This window comes from Neisseria sp. P0022.S010 (assembly GCF_051956635.1).
This window is the reverse complement of record NZ_JBQCXF010000043.1, coordinates 1-18,241: the sequence shown is the minus strand read 5'-3', so window position 1 is coordinate 18,241 and position 18,241 is coordinate 1. Positions and strand designations below refer to the sequence as shown.

16 protein-coding genes are annotated in these 18,241 nt (G+C 51.1%); 6 read left to right on the top strand and 10 right to left on the bottom strand.

Annotated elements, in window-relative coordinates; all coding sequences use genetic code 11:
* From ACTHUT_RS06745 to ACTHUT_RS06725, 5 genes are all read right to left on the bottom strand, one after another.
* Positions 1-745, bottom strand: a 745-nt coding sequence (locus ACTHUT_RS06745) for a bifunctional ornithine acetyltransferase/N-acetylglutamate synthase (protein WP_440418709.1), incomplete at its 3' end; no start/stop codon positions are given.
* Between the two features lie 43 nt (positions 746-788).
* Positions 789-1,490, bottom strand: a complete 702-nt coding sequence (locus ACTHUT_RS06740) for an LrgB family protein (protein ID WP_440386521.1) — start codon at positions 1,488-1,490, stop codon at positions 789-791.
* Complete coding sequence (locus tag ACTHUT_RS06735; protein WP_440386520.1) at positions 1,490-1,834, bottom strand: CidA/LrgA family protein; 345 nt, start codon at positions 1,832-1,834, stop codon at positions 1,490-1,492. The genes ACTHUT_RS06740 and ACTHUT_RS06735 overlap by 1 nt, the downstream gene beginning before the upstream one ends.
* Positions 1,835-2,017: 183 nt before the next feature.
* Positions 2,018-2,764, bottom strand: coding sequence for a HesA/MoeB/ThiF family protein (locus ACTHUT_RS06730; protein WP_440386550.1), 747 nt, complete (start codon positions 2,762-2,764; stop codon positions 2,018-2,020).
* Between the two features lie 49 nt (positions 2,765-2,813).
* Complete coding sequence (locus ACTHUT_RS06725) at positions 2,814-3,278, bottom strand: cyclic pyranopterin monophosphate synthase MoaC (protein WP_070646624.1); 465 nt, start codon at positions 3,276-3,278, stop codon at positions 2,814-2,816.
* Between the two features lie 187 nt (positions 3,279-3,465).
* On the opposite strand from ACTHUT_RS06725, the gene ppc reads away from it, so the two are divergent.
* From ppc to tyrS, 4 genes are all read left to right on the top strand, one after another.
* A complete protein-coding gene (gene ppc, locus ACTHUT_RS06720; RefSeq protein WP_440386519.1) occupies positions 3,466-6,168 on the top strand; it encodes a phosphoenolpyruvate carboxylase in 2,703 nt (900 codons plus the stop codon).
* A gap of 141 nt (positions 6,169-6,309) precedes the next feature.
* Positions 6,310-7,401 carry a redox-regulated ATPase YchF gene (ychF, locus tag ACTHUT_RS06715; RefSeq protein WP_301817067.1) on the top strand — a complete coding sequence of 364 codons (1,092 nt, stop codon included), beginning with the start codon at positions 6,310-6,312 and terminating at the stop codon, positions 7,399-7,401.
* A 485-nt stretch (positions 7,402-7,886) separates the two neighbouring features.
* A complete protein-coding gene (locus tag ACTHUT_RS06710) occupies positions 7,887-9,746 on the top strand; it encodes an acyltransferase family protein (RefSeq protein ID WP_440386518.1) in 1,860 nt (619 codons plus the stop codon).
* A gap of 75 nt (positions 9,747-9,821) precedes the next feature.
* Complete coding sequence (gene tyrS / locus ACTHUT_RS06705) at positions 9,822-11,117, top strand: tyrosine--tRNA ligase (protein ID WP_295700157.1); 1,296 nt, start codon at positions 9,822-9,824, stop codon at positions 11,115-11,117.
* A 174-nt stretch (positions 11,118-11,291) separates the two neighbouring features.
* On the opposite strand, the gene hslO is transcribed toward tyrS, so the two are convergent.
* Complete coding sequence (gene hslO / locus ACTHUT_RS06700) at positions 11,292-12,188, bottom strand: Hsp33 family molecular chaperone HslO (RefSeq protein WP_440386517.1); 897 nt, start codon at positions 12,186-12,188, stop codon at positions 11,292-11,294.
* 260 nt (positions 12,189-12,448) lie between these two features.
* Between hslO and ACTHUT_RS06695 the strand changes: the two genes are divergently transcribed.
* Both ACTHUT_RS06695 and ACTHUT_RS06690 read left to right on the top strand, forming a co-directional pair.
* Positions 12,449-13,078: a C40 family peptidase gene (locus tag ACTHUT_RS06695; RefSeq protein ID WP_440386516.1), complete on the top strand. Its 630-nt coding sequence runs from the start codon at positions 12,449-12,451 to the stop codon at positions 13,076-13,078.
* An 8-nt stretch (positions 13,079-13,086) separates the two neighbouring features.
* Entirely contained in the window at positions 13,087-13,308 is a 222-nt protein-coding gene (locus ACTHUT_RS06690) for a hypothetical protein (RefSeq protein ID WP_070460385.1), read from the top strand.
* 59 nt (positions 13,309-13,367) lie between these two features.
* Here the strand turns inward: ACTHUT_RS06690 and ACTHUT_RS06685 are convergent, their stop codons facing one another.
* The 4 genes from ACTHUT_RS06685 to dxs all read right to left on the bottom strand — a co-directional run.
* Entirely contained in the window at positions 13,368-14,222 is an 855-nt protein-coding gene (locus ACTHUT_RS06685) for an ankyrin repeat domain-containing protein (RefSeq protein ID WP_003748891.1), read from the bottom strand.
* Between the two features lie 159 nt (positions 14,223-14,381).
* Positions 14,382-15,782 carry an L-serine ammonia-lyase gene (locus ACTHUT_RS06680; protein ID WP_049322506.1) on the bottom strand — a complete coding sequence of 467 codons (1,401 nt, stop codon included), beginning with the start codon at positions 15,780-15,782 and terminating at the stop codon, positions 14,382-14,384.
* 37 nt (positions 15,783-15,819) lie between these two features.
* A complete protein-coding gene (locus ACTHUT_RS06675; RefSeq protein ID WP_049322505.1) occupies positions 15,820-16,830 on the bottom strand; it encodes a glycosyltransferase family 2 protein in 1,011 nt (336 codons plus the stop codon).
* A gap of 35 nt (positions 16,831-16,865) precedes the next feature.
* Positions 16,866-18,241 (bottom strand): 1-deoxy-D-xylulose-5-phosphate synthase (gene dxs / locus ACTHUT_RS06670; protein WP_440418708.1); only part of this gene is annotated, 1,376 nt, incomplete at its 5' end.

The window sequence follows — 18,241 nt, the reverse complement described above, 5'->3', positions numbered from 1 at the left end:
TATTGTCGATTTCGCTCTGACCGCAACGGCCTGTCGCCATAATCACGAAGCTGTCGTTGGTGCTGGTATCGCCGTCCACGGTAATCGTATTGAAACTTTCGTCTGCGATTTCTTGCGTCATCAGCTGTAAAATCGGCTGGGACACTTTGGCATCGGTGGCGATAAACGACAACATGGTCGCCATGTTCGGATGAATCATGCCCGAACCTTTGGCGATGCCGGTGGCGCGGACTGTGTGTTTTTCGCCGACCAAGCCTTGGCGCGAAGCGGCTTTCGGTACAGTATCCGTCGTCATGATGGCACGCGCCGCGTCCGACCAGAATGCAGGGCGCACTTGCGGCAAAGCGGCCACGATTTTATCCACAGGCAGCGGCTCCAAAATCACGCCGGTCGAAAACGGCATCACCTGATTGGATTGGCAGCCGACCTGTTCCGCCACAGCCGCACACACTTTAATCGCATCCAGACGGCCTTGTGCGCCGGTACCCGCATTAGCATTGCCCGTATTGACGACCAAGGCACACACGCCGTCTTGGTCAAACAGGTGCGACTTGGCGATATGCACCGGCGCGGCGCAGAAACGGTTTTGCGTAAACACCGCGCCCACCGTATGTCCGCCGCCCAACACCATCAGCGTCAAATCGTCGCGGTTTTGTTGCTTGATGCCGGCACGACCCGTAAACAGACGGATGCCGTCGATTTCCAACAATTCGTCTGCACGTTTTTCAGTCAAATTTACAGCCATATCATTTTCTCCTGTTTTACACTGTTTTCAGACGGCCTAAACGCTATACGCCCAATAAGGGAATCAAAATAGGCACCAATACCGCCGTCAATACGCCGTTGAGCGTCAAACCCAAACCGGCATAGGCGGCCATACGGCGGCCGTATTCCAAAGACGCCGCAATCCCCATCGCATGGGAAGCCGTCCCTAAAGACATTCCCACTGAAGAAGGCATGTACAACGCCCCTTTCAACACTTTATATCCGGCCATCTGTCCAAAAAGTCCGGCGATAATCACCGTTGCCGCCGTAATCGCCGGAATACCGCCGACCGATGCCGTGATTTCAATCGCAATCGGGTTGGTTACCGATTTGGAAGCCAACGACAAAACCACATCGCGCGACGCGCCCAGCCATTTGGCGAAATACACGCCCGTAACAATGCCCGTCACGCTGCCCGCCAACTGCGACAACACCACCGGCAACCACTGGCTGCGGATACGGTTCCAATTTCGATAAAGCGGCACGGCCAGCAATACGACCGCCGGTTTCAACCAAAAATCGATAAACTGCGCCGCATCGTGATACAGCTCGTAATCGATGGCAAATACCTTCAAATACCCCATCAACACCAGCGTGCTGATCAATACCGGATTGCACAAAACGTTTCCCGTGCGCACCCGAATCCGCACCGCCAAAGCATACACGGCCAAAGTCAGAAACAGCATAAGCACGGGCATACGCAACAAATTGTCGATATCGCCCATCACATCAGCCTCCTGACCCACTCATGTACTTTGCCCGTGACCAACAACACGCACACCGTACTGCCGATTGTGGCCGTCAAAATCGAAAACCAGTCGTTTGCAATCACATCCAAATAGCTGATGACGGCTACGCAAGGCGGCACTAAAAACAAAGTCAGGTTCGCCATCAAAATGTCCGCCAGCTCTTCCACCCAAGACAATTTGACCCAGCCGGCCTGAAGCGCGGCAAACAGCAAAGCCATGCCGACAATACTGCCCGGCAGCTTCAACCCCAAAATCCAAACGGCCGCCTCGCCCAAAGTCAGGCAACCCAATACCACCAATAAGGCACGAATAATATTCATTAAGCCGGTTTCTCCCTATCTTTTTCAGACGGCCTCAAAAAATTTATTAATCATTGAATCATATCGTGCCACAGGCCGTCTGAAAAGGGAAGAAACGCCTTCTTTCAAGTTTAATGAAAGATAAGCATGATTGCTCCGGCGGATTGGCTTCGGAGCATTGAAACCTTTGCCCTGCTTTTGTCTTTAACGGCCGCCGCAAACCGGACATTCGGGATTGCGCCTCACCCCGTATTGCCGCCATTGTCCGCTCAATGCGTTGTAGGTGGAAAGTTTGCCGTGCGACGGCGTGCCGATACCGAGCAGCACTTTGAGCGCTTCGGCGGCTTGGGTCGTTCCGATAACGCCGACCAAGGGCGAAAAAACGCCGAACAATGCACAAGCGCCGTCGTCGGCTTGTTCGCCGTCAAACAGGCAGGCATAACAAGGCGTATCGGGAAGGTCGGGGCGGTACACGGCGATTTGTCCGTCAAAGCGGACGGCCGCGGCGGAAACCAAAGGCGTGCGCGTGGCAACGGCGGCGCGGTTGACCGCCTGGCGCGTGGGATAGTTGTCGGAACAATCAAGGATGATGTCGGCGTCGTTTGCCAATTCGACCAGCTTGGCCTCATCGAGAAATTCGGCAATGGCGGCAATGTGTGTTTGGCTGCTGATCTGTTTCAGACGGCCTTGCATCACCAAAGCTTTGTTTTTGCCGATGTCGGCTTCGGTAAACGCGATTTGGCGTTGAAGGTTGGTCTCGTCGACGGTATCGGCATCGGCAATCGTCAGGCGGCCGATCCCGGCGGCGGCAAGATACGGCAAGGCCGCCGCACCCAGCCCGCCGCAACCGACAACGAGCGCATGGGCGGCCAAAAGTTTTTCTTGGCCTTCGATACCGATTTCATCCAGCAGGATATGGCGGCTGAACCGCAAAAGTTGTTGATCGTTCATCATAACAATAAGGCCGTCTGAAACCGAATATTCAGACGGCCTGAGTGATTTAGAAATTGATATTTTCGTAGGCGTTGTCAAACAGGAAAGGACGGCCTTCACTGCTGGTTTCGGATTCAAGGCGGATGCCGCTGAGCATCATATTGCGGTCAACGTCTTTCATCATGTCGTAAACGCTCAAAAGTGCCAGATTAAGGCCGGTCAGGGCTTCGGTGGCAATGCTGCCGTTGCTGTGCGCTTGGACGGTCAATGTGGCTTTCAGGCAGGCCAGCTCGACGTTAATATCGAAATCAACCTGCACGCCGATGATGCGGCCGGGCAGGTGCAGCGGAATCAGGTTGCCGCTTTGTTTGATGTTTTGAATGGCGGCAACGCGGGCGATGGTCAGGATGCTTGCCTTTTCGGTTGCATTCTCTATCAACACCCGTACCGCCTGCTGGCTCATGTTGATGGTGCCGACGGCGACTGCGGTGTGTTGCTCAGGAAAATCGGGCTGGTTGGGGAATTCGATCATGGGGTTCTCGCCTCTGTTTTGACAGTCAATATTTTACGGCATTTTACAGACACCGGCCACGCGGCGGATACGGACGGCTGTTTTCCGGTTTGAAATGTATCGGACGGCAGCATTGGCAGTTTACAAAAATTTGCTATACAATGGATTCGGGACAAACCCAAATTAACATTTAAATAAGAGAAAAATCATGCAACTGCATATCTTAAACAATCCCAAAGATGCCGCTTTGGCAGCGGATGCGGAATTTTTAAAACAGTCTCTGTTCAATCTGCTGCATGAGGAAGCATCGCCTTTGGTGGTCGAAACCGTTAAGTTGTTATCGACTTCAGACGACAGCGCCGCCTTGATTGAGAAGGTGTTGCCGCAACTGGACGAACAGCAAACCCACGATTTAACCCTGGCCTGCGGCCTGTTCGCACAAATTCTGAACATCGCCGAAGACGTGCACCACGAACGCCGCCGCCAAATCCACGAAGATGCAGGACACAACAGCGCCGAAGGCAGCCTGACGGAAACCGTGCGCAAGCTCAAAGCCGGAAAAGTCAACGGCAAAGCGGTGCAACAACAACTGGACAACACGGTCGTTACCGCCGTTTTGACCGCGCACCCGACCGAGGTACAACGCCAAACCGTCTTGAGCTTCAACCGCCGCATCCGCGCGCTGCTGCCGCAACGCGAACGCTGCACTAATCCTGATGCACTGGCTCAATTGCGCCGCGAAATCGACACAGTCCTTTTGGGCTTGTGGCAGACCAGCGAAACGCGCCGCCACAAACTTAGCGTCAACGACGAGATCAACAACGGTGTATCCATCTTCCCAATGAGCTTCTTTGAAGCCCTGCCCAAACTCTACCGCACAATGGAACGCGATTTTCAGACGGCCTATCCCGGCGTCCGCGTTCCGAATATCCTTAAAATCGGCGGCTGGATCGGCGGCGACCGCGACGGCAACCCGTTCGTTTCTGCCGAAACCTTGCGTTTTGCGTTCAGACGGCATGCCGACGCAGTGTTCCGCTTCTATCGCGGCGAACTCGACAAACTTTACCGCGAGCTGCCGCTCTCCATCCGCCGCGTCAAAGTCAACGACGATGTAATGGCACTTTCCGCCCAGTCTCCCGATGAAGAAATCGCCCGCACCGAAGAGCCCTACCGCCGCGCCATCGCCTACATCATGGCCCGCGCCATGGGCAAAGCGCGCTCACTCGGCTTGGGCATGGGCTGCAAATTCGGCTTCCTCGAACCTTATGCTTCGGTTGAAGAATTCCTCAACGACCTGAAAAAACTGCAACGCTCGCTCTACGAAAACGGCAGCCAACTGCTGGCAGAAGGCCGTCTGGCCGACATTATCCGCAGCGTGTCCGTGTTCGGTTTCCACATGATGCCGCTCGACCTGCGCCAACACGCAGGCAAACACGCCGATGTGGTTGCCGAGCTTTTCCAACACGCAGGCTTGGAAGACTACAACAGCCTGAACGAAGAGCAAAAACAAGCCGCCCTGTTGCGCGAATTGAGCCATCAACGCCCGTTGTACAGCCCGTTCATCACATACAGCGACCATACCCGCCACGAACTGGCGATTTTCAACGAAGCGCGCAAAATCAAAGACGAATTCGGCGAAGATGCCGTGACGCAAAGCATTATTTCCAACTGCGAACAACCCAGCGACCTGCTCGCCTTGGCATTGCTGCTGAAAGAAAGCGGCCTGTTGACGGTTGAAAACGGCAAACCGCGCAGCCGCATCAATATCGTGCCTCTGTTTGAAACCATCGAAGCGCTCGAAAACGCCTGCCCGGTCATGGAAACCATGTTCCGCCTCGACTGGTATGACGCCCTGCTCGAAAGCCGCGGCAACATCCAAGAAATCATGCTCGGCTACTCCGACTCCAACAAAGACGGCGGCTACGTTACCAGCTCATGGTGTCTGTATCAGGCCGAATTGGGCTTGGTCGAACTCTTCAAAAAATACAATGTCCGCATGCGCCTGTTCCACGGCCGCGGCGGCAGCGTAGGCCGCGGCGGCGGCCCGTCTTACCAAGCCATTTTGGCGCAACCCGCGGGCAGCGTTGCCGGACAAATCCGCATTACTGAGCAAGGCGAAGTCATTACCGCCAAATACGCCGACCCGGGCAATGCCCAACGCAACTTGGAAACCTTGGTCGCCGCGACTTTGGAAGCCAGTATCCTGCCGGATAAAAAAGACCCTGATGCCAAACTGATGCAGGATTTGTCGGACGTATCGTTCAAATACTACCGCGAACTGATTACCCACCCCGACTTCATCGACTACTTCCTGCAAACCAGCCCGATTCAGGAAATCGCCACCCTCAACCTCGGCAGCCGTCCCGCCAGCCGCAAAACCTTGGCGCGGATTCAGGACTTGCGCGCGATTCCGTGGGTATTCTCCTGGATGCAAAACCGCCTCATGCTGCCGGCTTGGTACGGTTTCGGCAGCGCAGTGGAAACCTTGTGCGAAGGCAAACCCGAAACCCTCGCCGCCCTGCGCGAACACGCCCAAAACAACCCGTTCTTCCAAGCCATGCTCTCCAATATGGAACAAGTCATGGCGAAAACCGACATCACCTTGGCGGAAAACTATGCCGGCTTGAGCGAATCGCCCGATAAAGCAAAAGTCATCTTCGGCATGATCAAGGAAGAATACCAACGCAGCCGCAAAGCACTGCTCGACCTGCTGCAAACCGAAGAGCTTCTGCGCGACAACCGCAGCCTCGCCCGTTCGCTTGCCTTGAGGATTCCATACCTGAACGCCCTCAACGGCCTGCAAGTCGCCATGCTCAAACGCCTACGCAAAGAGCCCGACAATCCGCACGCCCTGCTGATGGTTCACCTGACCATCAACGGCGTGGCGCAAGGTTTGCGTAATACCGGTTAAGGCAGCACGGAAAAAAGGCCGTCTGAAACAGTTTTCAGACGGCCTTTTTATGATGAACATACACCAGCATTGCAGCTGTTTTGAGTGCCTCCACAATATGCTATAATCCGCCGTTAAACTTTTAACTTTTCAGGAAAAACCATGAGCTTGAAATGCGGCATCGTCGGTTTGCCCAACGTCGGCAAATCCACCCTCTTTAACGCGCTGACCCAATCGGGTATCGAAGCGGCAAACTATCCTTTCTGTACCATCGAACCCAACGTCGGCATCGTTGAAGTCCCCGATCCGCGTATGGCCGAATTGGCAAAAATCGTCAATCCGCAAAAAATGCAGCCTGCCATCGTCGAATTCGTCGATATCGCCGGTTTGGTTGCAGGCGCGAGCAAAGGCGAAGGTTTGGGCAACCAGTTCCTCGCCAACATCCGCGAGACTGACGCGATTGTTAACGTTGTGCGCTGCTTTGACGACGACAACATCGTTCACGTTGCAGGCAAAGTCGATCCGATTGCCGACATCGAAACCATCGGTACCGAGTTGGCACTGGCCGACTTGGCCAGCGTCGAAAAAGCCATCGTCCGCGAAGAAAAACGCGCCCGCTCAGGCGACAAAGACGCGCAAAAACTGGTCGATCTGTGCAAAAAACTGCTGCCGCATCTGGATGAAGGCAAACCCGTCCGCTCCTTCGGTTTGGACGCAGAAGAACTCGCCATGCTCAAACCGCTGTTCCTGCTGACCGCCAAACCTGCCATGTACGTCGGCAACGTTTCCGAAGACGGTTTTGAAAACAATCCGCACCTCGACCGCCTGAAAGAATTGGCTGAAAAAGAAAACGCCCCTGTCGTCGCTGTCTGCGCCGCGATGGAAAGCGAAATCGCCGAATTGGAAGACGACGAAAAAGCCGAATTCCTCGCCGAAATGGGTTTGGAAGAACCGGGCCTGAACCGCCTAATCCGCGCCGGCTACGACCTCTTGGGCCTGCAAACCTACTTCACCGCCGGCGTCAAAGAAGTCCGTGCCTGGACCATCCACAAAGGCGACACTGCCCCGCAAGCCGCCGGCGTCATCCACACCGACTTCGAACGCGGCTTCATCCGCGCCCAAGTCATTTCCTACGACGACTTTGTCTCGCTCGGCGGCGAAGCCAAAGCCAAAGAAGCCGGCAAAATGCGTGTGGAAGGCAAAGAATACGTCGTACAAGACGGCGATGTGATGCACTTCCTGTTTAACGTATAAACCCGGTAAAACGCTTTTTCAGACGGCCTTTTCTAAGATTAAGGCCGTCTGAATTTATTTTCAGACGGCCTCACGTCTTGAAATATCAACAAAACAAGACATTATCTCCATAATAAATACGGGCATGGCCCGTAATTTTTCTCTCTTAAAATCTCCCATCTCTTACCGACGCCTTACCTAAAAATAGCGCAAGTTTACATCATCAATAACAATATCATTGATATGACAATAAAAAATCAAACAATACCACATCGTATTGATTCATTATAAAAACAACATATTAAATATTATGTTGAAACTATCAACTTTATTCCTACTCTAATCCATTACTATTCAAACGCATATCATCAGCAATCATTCTAAGAAGGCAAACAAACTGCCCTGTTCCGACAAACGATGGCCGACCTCCGAAATACTGCCATTCTCGGCAGGAATCACTTTTCAGACGACGCCATTAATATAAAATTTATTAAAATCAAAATATTATGAGCAAAGTTTTATCTTACCGCCCAGATATTGATACATTGCGTGCCGTTGCTGTTCTATCCGTTGTCGTTTTCCATATTGAAAAAAACTGGCTGCCTGGCGGCTTTCTTGGTGTTGATATCTTTTTTGTCATTTCCGGCTTTCTGATCACGATGATTATCCATCGTGAAATGAGCAGCGAGATTTTCTCGTTCAAAAAGTTTTACATCCGCCGTATCAAGCGGATACTGCCCGCATTTTTTACCGTATTGACGGTAACGCTGATATGCGGCTTTCTTTTATTCACCAAAGATGATTTTTCCCTTTTATGGAGGACCGCCCTGTCCACCTTGGGGTTCATCTCCAATATCTTTTTTGCAAAGGGTCAGGGCTATTTCGATCCCATACAAGAAGAAAAACCTTTGCTTCACATTTGGTCTTTATCGGTTGAAGAGCAATATTATTTCGTCTTTCCGATATTGCTGTTATTGGTTGTCCGCAAAAGTTGGCGCACTCAGTTTGCCTTCCTTATCACGCTATGCGTATTCAGCATTTTGGCTTCTTTTATGCCGACTGCACTGGATAAATATTACCTGCCCCATCTGCGCGCCTGCGAAATGCTGATCGGCTCGTTGATGGCCGTGTGGATGCAATATCGGCAACAACAAGGGCTGGATAGCGGCAAACCATATGCGGCGGCAGGCGCATTACTTTCCGTCTGCGTACTGTTTGCCTGCCTGTTTGCCTATACGGAAAAAACCGCCTATTTCCCGGGGCCTGCCGCCATCATTCCTTGTTTGGCCGCCGCCGCATTCATTTATTTCAATCAATTTGAACACCGGCTGAAAAAATTCTTCCAATGGAAGATTACTGTCGGCATAGGCTTGATTTCCTATTCGCTGTATCTGTGGCATTGGCCTGTATTGGCTTTTATGAGATACATCGGTTCAAACAATCTGCCTTCATATTCGACTGCGGCCGCGATTGTCTTAATGTTCACACTCTCCCTGCTTTCTTATTATTTTGTCGAAAAGCCGTTTAAAAACTGGAAAGGCTCTTTTGCCCAATCTGTGACATGGGTTTATGCCGTCCCCATGCTTGTTTTGGCCATTACGCCTTTTCTTGCCATGAAGCTCCAGTTTATGGAGCAATACGACCGTATGGGATTGGCGCGTTCCTACACTTCTTGTCACAACAATACCGACAAACAGTGTGTTTGGGGCGATACCGACAAACAGCCGGAATTACTGATTCTAGGCGATTCGCATGCCGACCAATATAAAACGTTTTTTGATACCGTCGGCAAAAAAGAAAAATGGTCGGCAGCGATGGTTTCTGCGGACAGTTGTGCCTATGTAGAAGATTATGCCGCCCCCATATTCAAAAAAAACGCCTCCTGTCGTGCCGTTTATGAGTATGCCAAAGAGCATCTGCCCCAATACTCAAAAGTGCTTTTAGCCATGCGCTGGGGCAGCCAAATGCCTGAAAACAGCCATTCCCTTGCTTACGATGCCGATTTTTTCAAAAAATTCGACCTCATGTTGCAAAAACTTTCTTCGGAAAAACAAGCGGTTTACCTGATGATAGACAACCCTAATCTGTCATACAACGGCTTACGCGCCTATATCCTGTCTTACCGCATACCGGGATTTAGTCAGAATCTTGCCATTGATGAAACAGTCACTTCAAAAGGAAATGAACGCATCAAAGAATTGGCGGAAAAATATGCTAATGTGCACATTATCGATGCCACTGCCTATATTCCGGAGAACTTTAAAATCAACGGATTGCCGGTTTATTCCGATAGAGACCACATCAACCCTTACGGCGGCAGAGAACTGGCCAAGCGTTTTTCTGAAAAACACACGCTTCTTCAGTAAGCCATAGCCATTCATCCGATGAAATTTGTTACAATTAGCAGTTTGTAAAACTGCTAATTTTTTTGGAAGATATCAATGAGCGTCATCAAAGACCTACAATCGCGCGGCCTTATCGCGCAAACTACCGACATCGAAGCCTTAGACGCTTTGCTAAACGAACAAAAAATTTCCCTCTATTGCGGTTTTGACCCGACAGCCGACAGCCTACATATCGGCCACTTGCTGCCTGTATTGGCATTGCGCCGTTTTCAACAAGCCGGCCATACACCGATTGCTTTGGTGGGCGGCGCAACCGGTATGATCGGCGACCCAAGCTTTAAAGCGACAGAACGCAGCTTGAATTCTGCCGAAACCGTTGCCGGCTGGGTAGAAAGCATCCGCAACCAATTGACCCCTTTCTTGAGCTTTGAAGGCGATAACGCGGCCATTATGGCCAATAACGCCGACTGGTTCGGCAGCATGAACTGCCTCGACTTCCTGCGCGACATCGGCAAGCATTTCTCCGTCAACGCCATGCTGAACAAAGAATCCGTCAAACAGCGTATCGAGCGCGACGATGTGGGCATTTCCTTTACCGAGTTCGCCTACTCCCTGCTGCAAGGCTACGACTTTGCCGAGTTGAACAAACGTCATGGTGCAGTTTTGGAAATCGGCGGTTCCGACCAATGGGGCAACATTACCGCCGGTATCGACTTGACCCGCCGTCTGCACCAAAAACAAGTATTCGGCCTGACCCTGCCTCTAGTAACCAAATCAGACGGCACCAAATTCGGTAAAACCGAAGGCGGCGCGGTATGGTTGAACGCGAAGAAAACTTCGCCGTATCAGTTCTACCAATTCTGGCTGAAAGTGGCCGACGCCGATGTGTATAAATTCCTGAAATACTTCACCTTCCTGTCTATCGAAGAAATCGATGCCATCGAAGCGAAAGACAAAGCCAGCGGCACCAAACCAGAAGCGCAACGCATTCTCGCCGAAGAAATGACCCGTCTGATTCACGGCGAAGAGGCCCTTGCCGCCGCCCAACGCATTTCAGAAAGCCTATTTGCCGAAGACCAAAGCCATCTCACCGAAAGCGACTTCGAGCAGCTGGCACTCGACGGCCTGCCGACTTTTGAAGTTTCCGAGAGCCTCAATGTGGTAGAGACTTTGGTAAAAACCGGTTTGGCGTCTTCCAACAAAGAAGCGCGCGGCTTTGTAAACAGCAAAGCGGTTTTGCTTAACGGCAAACCTGCTGAAGCCAACAATCCGAACCATGCCGCTGAAAAACCTGACGATGCCTATATGCTGACCAACGAACACAAACGTTTCGGCAAATACACCATCGTCCGCCGCGGCAAACGCAACCACGCTTTGTTGGTTTGGAAATAATCTTTAAACATTAAACGCATCGTTTAAAATAATCATGCCGTCTGAAATCAGCTACACTTTTTTCAGACGGCATTTTCTATTGATGATATTCAGTTTTCCCAAAAAGAAAGGGCAGGTATTAGACCTGCCCTTCTATTAAATAATCTAATTTTTTAAGCAACTTTTATCGCGCGATTACTGCAAACGCTCATTCTCTTGACGGACGGCATTCACCACGTCCGCGCCAAACAAAGCGTTGACATCGGTTTCATCAAACACATATTTGCTATGGCAGAAATCGCAGTCAATTTGAATGCTGCCTTGTTCCGCTACCACGCCGCCGACTTCCTGACCGCCAAGCATCAACAGCATATCGCTGACTTTGCCGCGGGAGCAGGTGCAGGCAAATTCAATGGCTTCCGGTTCAAAAACGCGGGGCGGGGTTTCATGGTAAAGGCGGTAAAGGGCGTGATGAGCGTCCAAACCGGTCAATTCTTGCGGAGTAAGCGTTTGCGCAAGCGTGGTCACATGTTCCCACGCGGCATCATCCAATTCTTCTTCCGGCAGGCGTTGCAGCAATAATGCACCTGCGGCTTGGTCGTCGGCGGCAAGCGTAATATAGGTATCGAGTTGCTCGGAACGTTTCATATAATTGACCAGCATTTGCGCAATGCTGTTGCCTTCCAGCGGCACAACGCCTTGCCAAGGGTCGGCATCTTTAGGCTGATGGGTCAAAACGAACACGCTGTTTTCGCCCAACAGCGCAGTCAGGCTTTCATCATCACGGATTTCAGCGTTTTCGTCCCAACGGGCGGTAGCGCGGACAGTATTTTCAGAAGTCGCTTCCACCACCAACATTTTCAGACGGCCCTGACCTTGAACCTGAACAATCAGCGTGCCTTCGTTTTTAAGGTTGGCAGACAATAAAGAGCCGGCGGCCAGCAACTCGCCCAAAGCGCGGCGGATGGCGACAGGATAATGTTTTTGGTTGACGATGTGTCGCCAAACCTTTTCAAGGCGGATGTGCATACCGCGGATGGGCATATCGTCAAAGATAAAGCGTGTACGGATATCGCTGTGATTTTGTGTCATGTCAGTCTCTGAAAATAAATCAATGAATGCCGCTTATATGGTTGCAGCGGCGGATAAATCAAGCGAAACCGCGCTCGATGTTTTTCTAGTTCGTTTGGAAACAAGGGTTTAACGCAAAATAACAGCAGTTTTTTTGCCAAAAAGACAGTTTTTTAATACAATCAAGCAGATAACAAGAGAATGATACGGGATAACATCTCAGAAACCGGCAATGTGCCTGCAATCGGCAGGGAATGCCTTCTGAAACGGAAGTTTGTACAATGAATTTTTTACTCCGGCTCGCAGCAGTTTGGACTTCGGTCGCCATGCTCGCGAGCGTCAATTTTTCTTACGCCGATGATTTGGAAAACCTGATTACCACCCGTCAGCGTGTTTTAAACCAATTCAACGACAATGCCAATGTTTACGGCAATACGCGTCAGGCAACCCCTGTCCATCCCACCAATACCTATCCTGCCGCAAGCAACAATACGCGCGCACCTTCGGGCAATGCAGATGAGTTAATCGGCAGCGCCATGGGCTTGCTCGGCGTGGCCTACCGCTACGGCGGCACATCGGCTTCCACCGGCTTTGACTGCAGCGGCTTCATGCAACACATCTTTAAACGCGCCATGGGCCTGAACCTGCCGCGCACTTCTGCCGAACAAGCGCAAATGGGCGTTGCCGTGAGCCGTTCCGAATTGCAGCCGGGCGACATGGTCTTTTTCCGCACCATGGGTCGCGGCCGTATTTCCCACGTCGGCCTCTACATCGGTAACAACAATTTCATTCACGCACCGAGGACGGGCAAACGTATCGAAATTACCAGCCTCGACCACAAATATTGGAGCGCGAAATACGCCTTCGGCCGCCGTGTAAAGAAAAACGATCCTTCCCGTTTCTTAAACTGAGGTGAGCTATGGCAATGCCGCAAATGCCCAAATGGTATGACGACGACGGTCAGATTGTTTCCTGCACCGAAAAAGTCAAAGTCATGACCGAAAACTTGAACGAACTCTACCAAATGGCGCAGGACGCTTTTGAAGACGCCCTGCTGATGGGTTGCTCCGAAAAACAGTTGCGTGAATACTTCCGCGACTTAATGGCCGGGCTGGAAAACCCTTATCAAAAAAACAGTTAGTTCTTCAATCCATACAAAAAAGGCTGTCTGAAAGTTTTTCAGACGGCACTTTCTTATTCTTACTCCCTTATGGCTGCATAAAATGGCTGTAACCATACATTGATATAATCGTCAGGATTACCATTCCACTCTGCATCAAAACCTTGTTGCCGCAATAAAGAAACAATACGGTCTGCTAATTCGATGATTCCGCTTTCGTCATCTCCAATCATGCCATAGTTCAAATATAAGCAACCATATTCTCTTGCACGGTTTTTATTAGGCTCTGTATAAAAGCAGTAACCCACAAAGCGATTGCGGTCAGGCTGACGCTCTAGCCTATCAAAACATTCAGCAATACATTCACCGACAGTATAACTTGCATTCGGTATCGCAATAATATCTGCGCACTCCAGTTGCGCAAAAGCTTTTTTAATTGCCGCCGTGGTTTTTCTCCATGTTGCGGTATCAGCACGCTGATCGGGAAATTTGGGTGGTGGCGGAGGCTCAGGAAGTGGATACCCTGTCAATTTACTAAGTAGTTGTTGGACAGCTTTTTGCTCACTGAGGTTATCTATACAGTCTATAACATGCTTATGATTTCCGGCTGACTCCAACGTAGCCAAGTCTGCCCCATTATCGATAAGAAATTGTACAATTTCAGTATCAGGACAAAACTCTGCAGCTATCCACAGCGGAGAGCGAGGGTGTTCCCCTTTACTGATTTGATTGATTGGGCAGCCTGCTCCTACTAAAAATTTTACCAATTCAAAATTGACATTCCCGCAACTGTCGGCAATGAGAGCTTCATGTAGTGCGTTAAAACCGTAACTGTTTATAGTAAAAACAGATTTTGGATCGACTTGAACAATATCCTGCACAGCAGCCAAATCGCTAGCACGTGCGGCACTGCAAATGTTAGAGTATTTCGGCATAGGATTCTCCTTTTAATAATATGCAGTATATTTCCAATTCATCATCAACCCAATTTTACGAAGAACATATTTTTAACCATATCTGTTCTTGTATTACAGTAATAAATACTCAATGATTTCAGACGGCCTTTTTTATCGGACAATTGCCCTATTCTATTTCTAACATTCCACCACGCGCACGGATACGGGGACGGCTTTTTTCTGCAAGGTAACGGCCAGGCCGGCGAGTGAGGTTTCTTTGTAGGTTGCCTTCATGTCGCGGCCGGTTTGCAGCATGGTTTGAATCACTTCATCAAGTGAAACTTTTTTGTCTGTGCCGTCTTCCAAAAGCGCGAGGGTGGCGAGCTTGAGGGCTTTTTCGGCGGCGATGCCGTTGCGTTCGATACAGGGGATTTGCACCAAGCCGCCGACAGGGTCGCAGGTCAGGCCCAAGTGGTGTTCCATGGCCATTTCGGCGGCGTTTTCCACTTGTTTCGGTGTTCCGCCGATAACTTCGGCGTATGCACCCGCCGCCATGGAACACGCTACGCCGACTTCGCCTTGGCAGCCGACGTCCGCGCCGGAAATCGATGCGTTGGTTTTGTACAAAATGCCGATGGCGCCGGCAGTCAGCAGGAAGTCTTCAACACGCGATTGGTTGGCGTGCGGATTAAATTTGCGGAAATAGTGCAAGACGGCAGGAATAATGCCTGCCGCGCCGTTGGTCGGTGCGGTTACGACGCGGCCGCCGGCGGCATTTTCTTCGTTGACCGCCATGGCGTACACCATCGGCCAAAGTTGGGTATTGACGATTTCACTCTCGCGCAGGACTTTGAGTTTGGCCGCCAACTGCGGCGCGCGGCGGCGTACGTTCAAGCCGCCCGGCAATTGCCCTTCCGCACCCAAGCCGCGCTTGATGCAGTTTTCCATCACATCGGCTACGGCGGCCACACGGCAGCGAACTTCCGCTTCGTCGCAATCTGCCAACGCTGCTTCATTGGCCAACACGACTTCGGAAATATTCAACTGGTTCAGACGGCATTGTGCCAGCAACTCGTCGCAGTTTTTGTATGGATACGGCACATCGGCATTTTCCTGAGCCTCTTGTGCAAACCCTTCGTCTGTTACGACAAAACCGCCGCCGACCGAATAATAAATCTGCTCTTTCAGCTTCCGGCCGTCTGAATGGTAGGCGATAAAGTTCAGGCCGTTCGGATGTTTGGGCAACACTTTGTCGCCGCGGATGTCCAAATCTTTTTCGGGATTGAAGGCCATTTCGCGGCCGTTGAGTTTTAAAACGTGTTGCGTGCGGATGCGTTCCAAGCGTTGGGGGATGTCTGCCAGTGGAATATCGTGCGGCAGGCTGCCTTCCAAACCGAGCAATAATGCATCGAATGTACCGTGTCCGATACCGGTCAAAGCAAGCGAGCCGTACACTTCAATGACAATGCGCGCCACTTGTGTATCCAAGTTTTCGGCATGCAGCAAATCGGCAAAAGCGGCCGCAGCCTTCATCGGGCCGACGGTGTGCGAGCTGGACGGGCCGATGCCGATTTTAAAAATATCAAAGATGCTGATCATAATTTTCCTATCATTGTGTGTGCGAGCAGGCTGTTTTTCAGACGGCCTTAAGGCCTAAAGAGGAATCTTGTGCGCCGCTTGCCAATGCAAGTACCAAATGTCCGACAGTCATCAAAGGATCGCCTGCTTCCGGCGAGGTGTATTTCAACGTCAGCGGTTTTTTACGTAAGGGTTCGTAACGGCTGACTCTACAATGCGTGTCTTCCAAACTTGTGGAACCGGCGCGGTATCTGTATGCCAACAGCCGTAAATCGTTCAAGTCCATCTTCATGCCGTTGTCCAACAATTCGCGCAACTGGTTTTCCCAGGCAATATCGTTGCTTCCGTCTTTAATGGCAATCAAGATGGACTTTTCGAGGATTTTTTTGATGTGCTGGTTCAAGGAGCGGATTGGGAAATGCCCCAGCCACAACAAATCGGTCTCCGCAAATTGGGCGGAAAAATGCTCGATAAACCAGGAATGTAAACCTCGATAATCCGGCGAATGAAACAGGGTTGATTTAACCTTGTTGCCATCTTTATCCAACATGTAATGGCAGCCGATAATCACGCTGCAAGATTCGGCCGCCCATCTGGGGATAATGACTTTGGGGGTAAAGAGCGTTTCGAGGCGTTGTTCGGTAAATTGAGTGGTGAAATCGGGATTGTATTGCAACGATGTCGGCAAATAGCCGCGCCAAAGGTACATGCCGATCCTGTTTTCGCCGATGACATCCAAAAGTTGTTCCAGCATGATACGGCTAGGACATGAAATAAATTCGTCCGCATCCAGCGGAAAAACGAAATCTATCGCTTCATCTTTTGCTACAAGCTGCTTCATCAGCTGGTTGACCAATTGCTCATGATTGAACTTGAGCGCTTGATATTGATAGATAAATATCGGCAAACCTTCTTCTTTCAATTGAATCAGGATTTCCCTCGTTCCATCGCTGCTGCCGTGATCGATGATGTGCATTTCATCCATCAGCTCGAGATTGTGACGGACAAACGATTCGATCACGTCGTTTTCGTTGCGCACCATGCTGATGCTGATTAATTTTTTTCCCATAAATTATGCAATGTATTGAGATATTTTAGTAATTTTCAGACGGCCTTGATCCAGCCGGCAATGCGTTTTTCAATCGCTTCGGCACTCAAACCCAAGTCGTCCAACAGTTTTTTCGGGTCACCGTGTTCGGTAACTTTATCTTCTACACCCAACAGCAACACCGGTTTGCAGATGCCGTGTTTCGCCAACACTTCCAACACCGCGCTGCCTGCGCCGCCTTGTTCGGCGTTTTCTTCGGCGGTAACGATGTAATCGTGGCTTCGGGCGAGACGGACGATCAGTTCTTCATCTATCGGTTTGACAAAGCGCATATCTGCAACGGTCGCGTTCAGCTTGTCGGCAGCGGCCAATGATGGGGCAACCATGCTGCCAAAGGCGATAACGGCAATTTTCTCACCTTTGCGACGGATGATGCCTTTGCCGATTTGAACGGTTTCCAGGCCGTCTGAAACGGTTGCGCCCGTGCCTGTACCGCGCGGATAACGGACGGCGGACGGCGAATTTGCCTGATAGCAGGTTGAGAGCAGCAGGCGGCATTCGTTTTCATCGCTTGGTGCGGCAATAATCATGTTCGGAACGCAACGCAAAAAGCTCAAGTCGTACAAACCGGCATGGGTAGGGCCGTCTGCACCGACAATACCTGCGCGGTCGATGGCGAACAAAACAGGCAAGTTTTGCAAGGCAACGTCGTGTACCAACTGGTCGTAAGCGCGTTGCAGGAAAGTGGAGTAAATCGCCACGACAGGCTTAATGCCTTCGCACGCCAAACCGCCGGCAAAGGTAACGGCGTGTTGCTCGGCGATGCCGACGTCGAAATAGCGGTCGGGGAATTGCTGTTCAAACTCAACCAAGCCACTGCCCTCGCGCATGGCAGGCGTGATGGCAACCAAACGCTCGTCCACCGCCGCTTGGTCGCACAGCCATTGGCCGAACACTTGCGTATAAGTCGGTTTGGACGCGGCAGGTTTGACTTCCGGGGCTGGCACTTCGCTCGGCAGCTTGGCGACGGCGTGGTATTTGACGGGGTCGTTTTCGGCGAATTTGTAGCCGTTGCCTTTTTTGGTGATGACGTGCAGCAACTGAGGGCCTTTGCGGCCGCGCAAGTCTTTTAATACGTCCACCAGATTTTCAACGTTGTGGCCGTCAACCGGGCCGGTGTAACGGAAACCGAAGTTTTCAAACAAAGACAGCGACTGCTTGGCGTGTTCTGCTTCGCCTGCCAAGGTTTTGATTTTATTTTCGACTTTTTGGGCAAGCTCCATCGCGCCGGGCAATTTGTCCAACACTTTGCTCGATTGGGCTTTGATGGTGCTCAACAGGCCGTGCATATCGCGCACGACGTTGCTGGCAAGGTATTTCGGCAGCGCGCCGACATTGGGGGAAATCGACATTTCGTTGTCGTTGAGGATGA

Excerpts from the sequence above, each read along its gene's own strand:
- ACTHUT_RS06710 (WP_440386518.1), top strand. The coding sequence starts at position 7,887 with ATGAGCAAAGTTTTATCTTACCGCCCAGATATTGATACATTGCGTGCC.
- ACTHUT_RS06685 (WP_003748891.1), bottom strand. The coding sequence starts at position 14,222 with ATGCCGAAATACTCTAACATTTGCAGTGCCGCACGTGCTAGCGATTTG.
- ACTHUT_RS06730 (WP_440386550.1), bottom strand. The coding sequence starts at position 2,764 with ATGAACGATCAACAACTTTTGCGGTTCAGCCGCCATATCCTGCTGGAT.
- ACTHUT_RS06740 (WP_440386521.1), bottom strand. The coding sequence starts at position 1,490 with ATGGGCGATATCGACAATTTGTTGCGTATGCCCGTGCTTATGCTGTTT.
- ACTHUT_RS06725 (WP_070646624.1), bottom strand. The coding sequence starts at position 3,278 with ATGATCGAATTCCCCAACCAGCCCGATTTTCCTGAGCAACACACCGCA.
- hslO (WP_440386517.1), bottom strand. The coding sequence starts at position 12,188 with ATGACACAAAATCACAGCGATATCCGTACACGCTTTATCTTTGACGAT.
- ACTHUT_RS06735 (WP_440386520.1), bottom strand. The coding sequence starts at position 1,834 with ATGAATATTATTCGTGCCTTATTGGTGGTATTGGGTTGCCTGACTTTG.
- ACTHUT_RS06680 (WP_049322506.1), bottom strand. The coding sequence starts at position 15,782 with ATGATCAGCATCTTTGATATTTTTAAAATCGGCATCGGCCCGTCCAGC.
- ACTHUT_RS06695 (WP_440386516.1), top strand. The coding sequence starts at position 12,449 with ATGAATTTTTTACTCCGGCTCGCAGCAGTTTGGACTTCGGTCGCCATG.
- ychF (WP_301817067.1), top strand. The coding sequence starts at position 6,310 with ATGAGCTTGAAATGCGGCATCGTCGGTTTGCCCAACGTCGGCAAATCC.
- ppc (WP_440386519.1), top strand. The coding sequence starts at position 3,466 with ATGCAACTGCATATCTTAAACAATCCCAAAGATGCCGCTTTGGCAGCG.
- ACTHUT_RS06675 (WP_049322505.1), bottom strand. The coding sequence starts at position 16,830 with ATGGGAAAAAAATTAATCAGCATCAGCATGGTGCGCAACGAAAACGAC.
- tyrS (WP_295700157.1), top strand. The coding sequence starts at position 9,822 with ATGAGCGTCATCAAAGACCTACAATCGCGCGGCCTTATCGCGCAAACT.
- ACTHUT_RS06690 (WP_070460385.1), top strand. The coding sequence starts at position 13,087 with ATGGCAATGCCGCAAATGCCCAAATGGTATGACGACGACGGTCAGATT.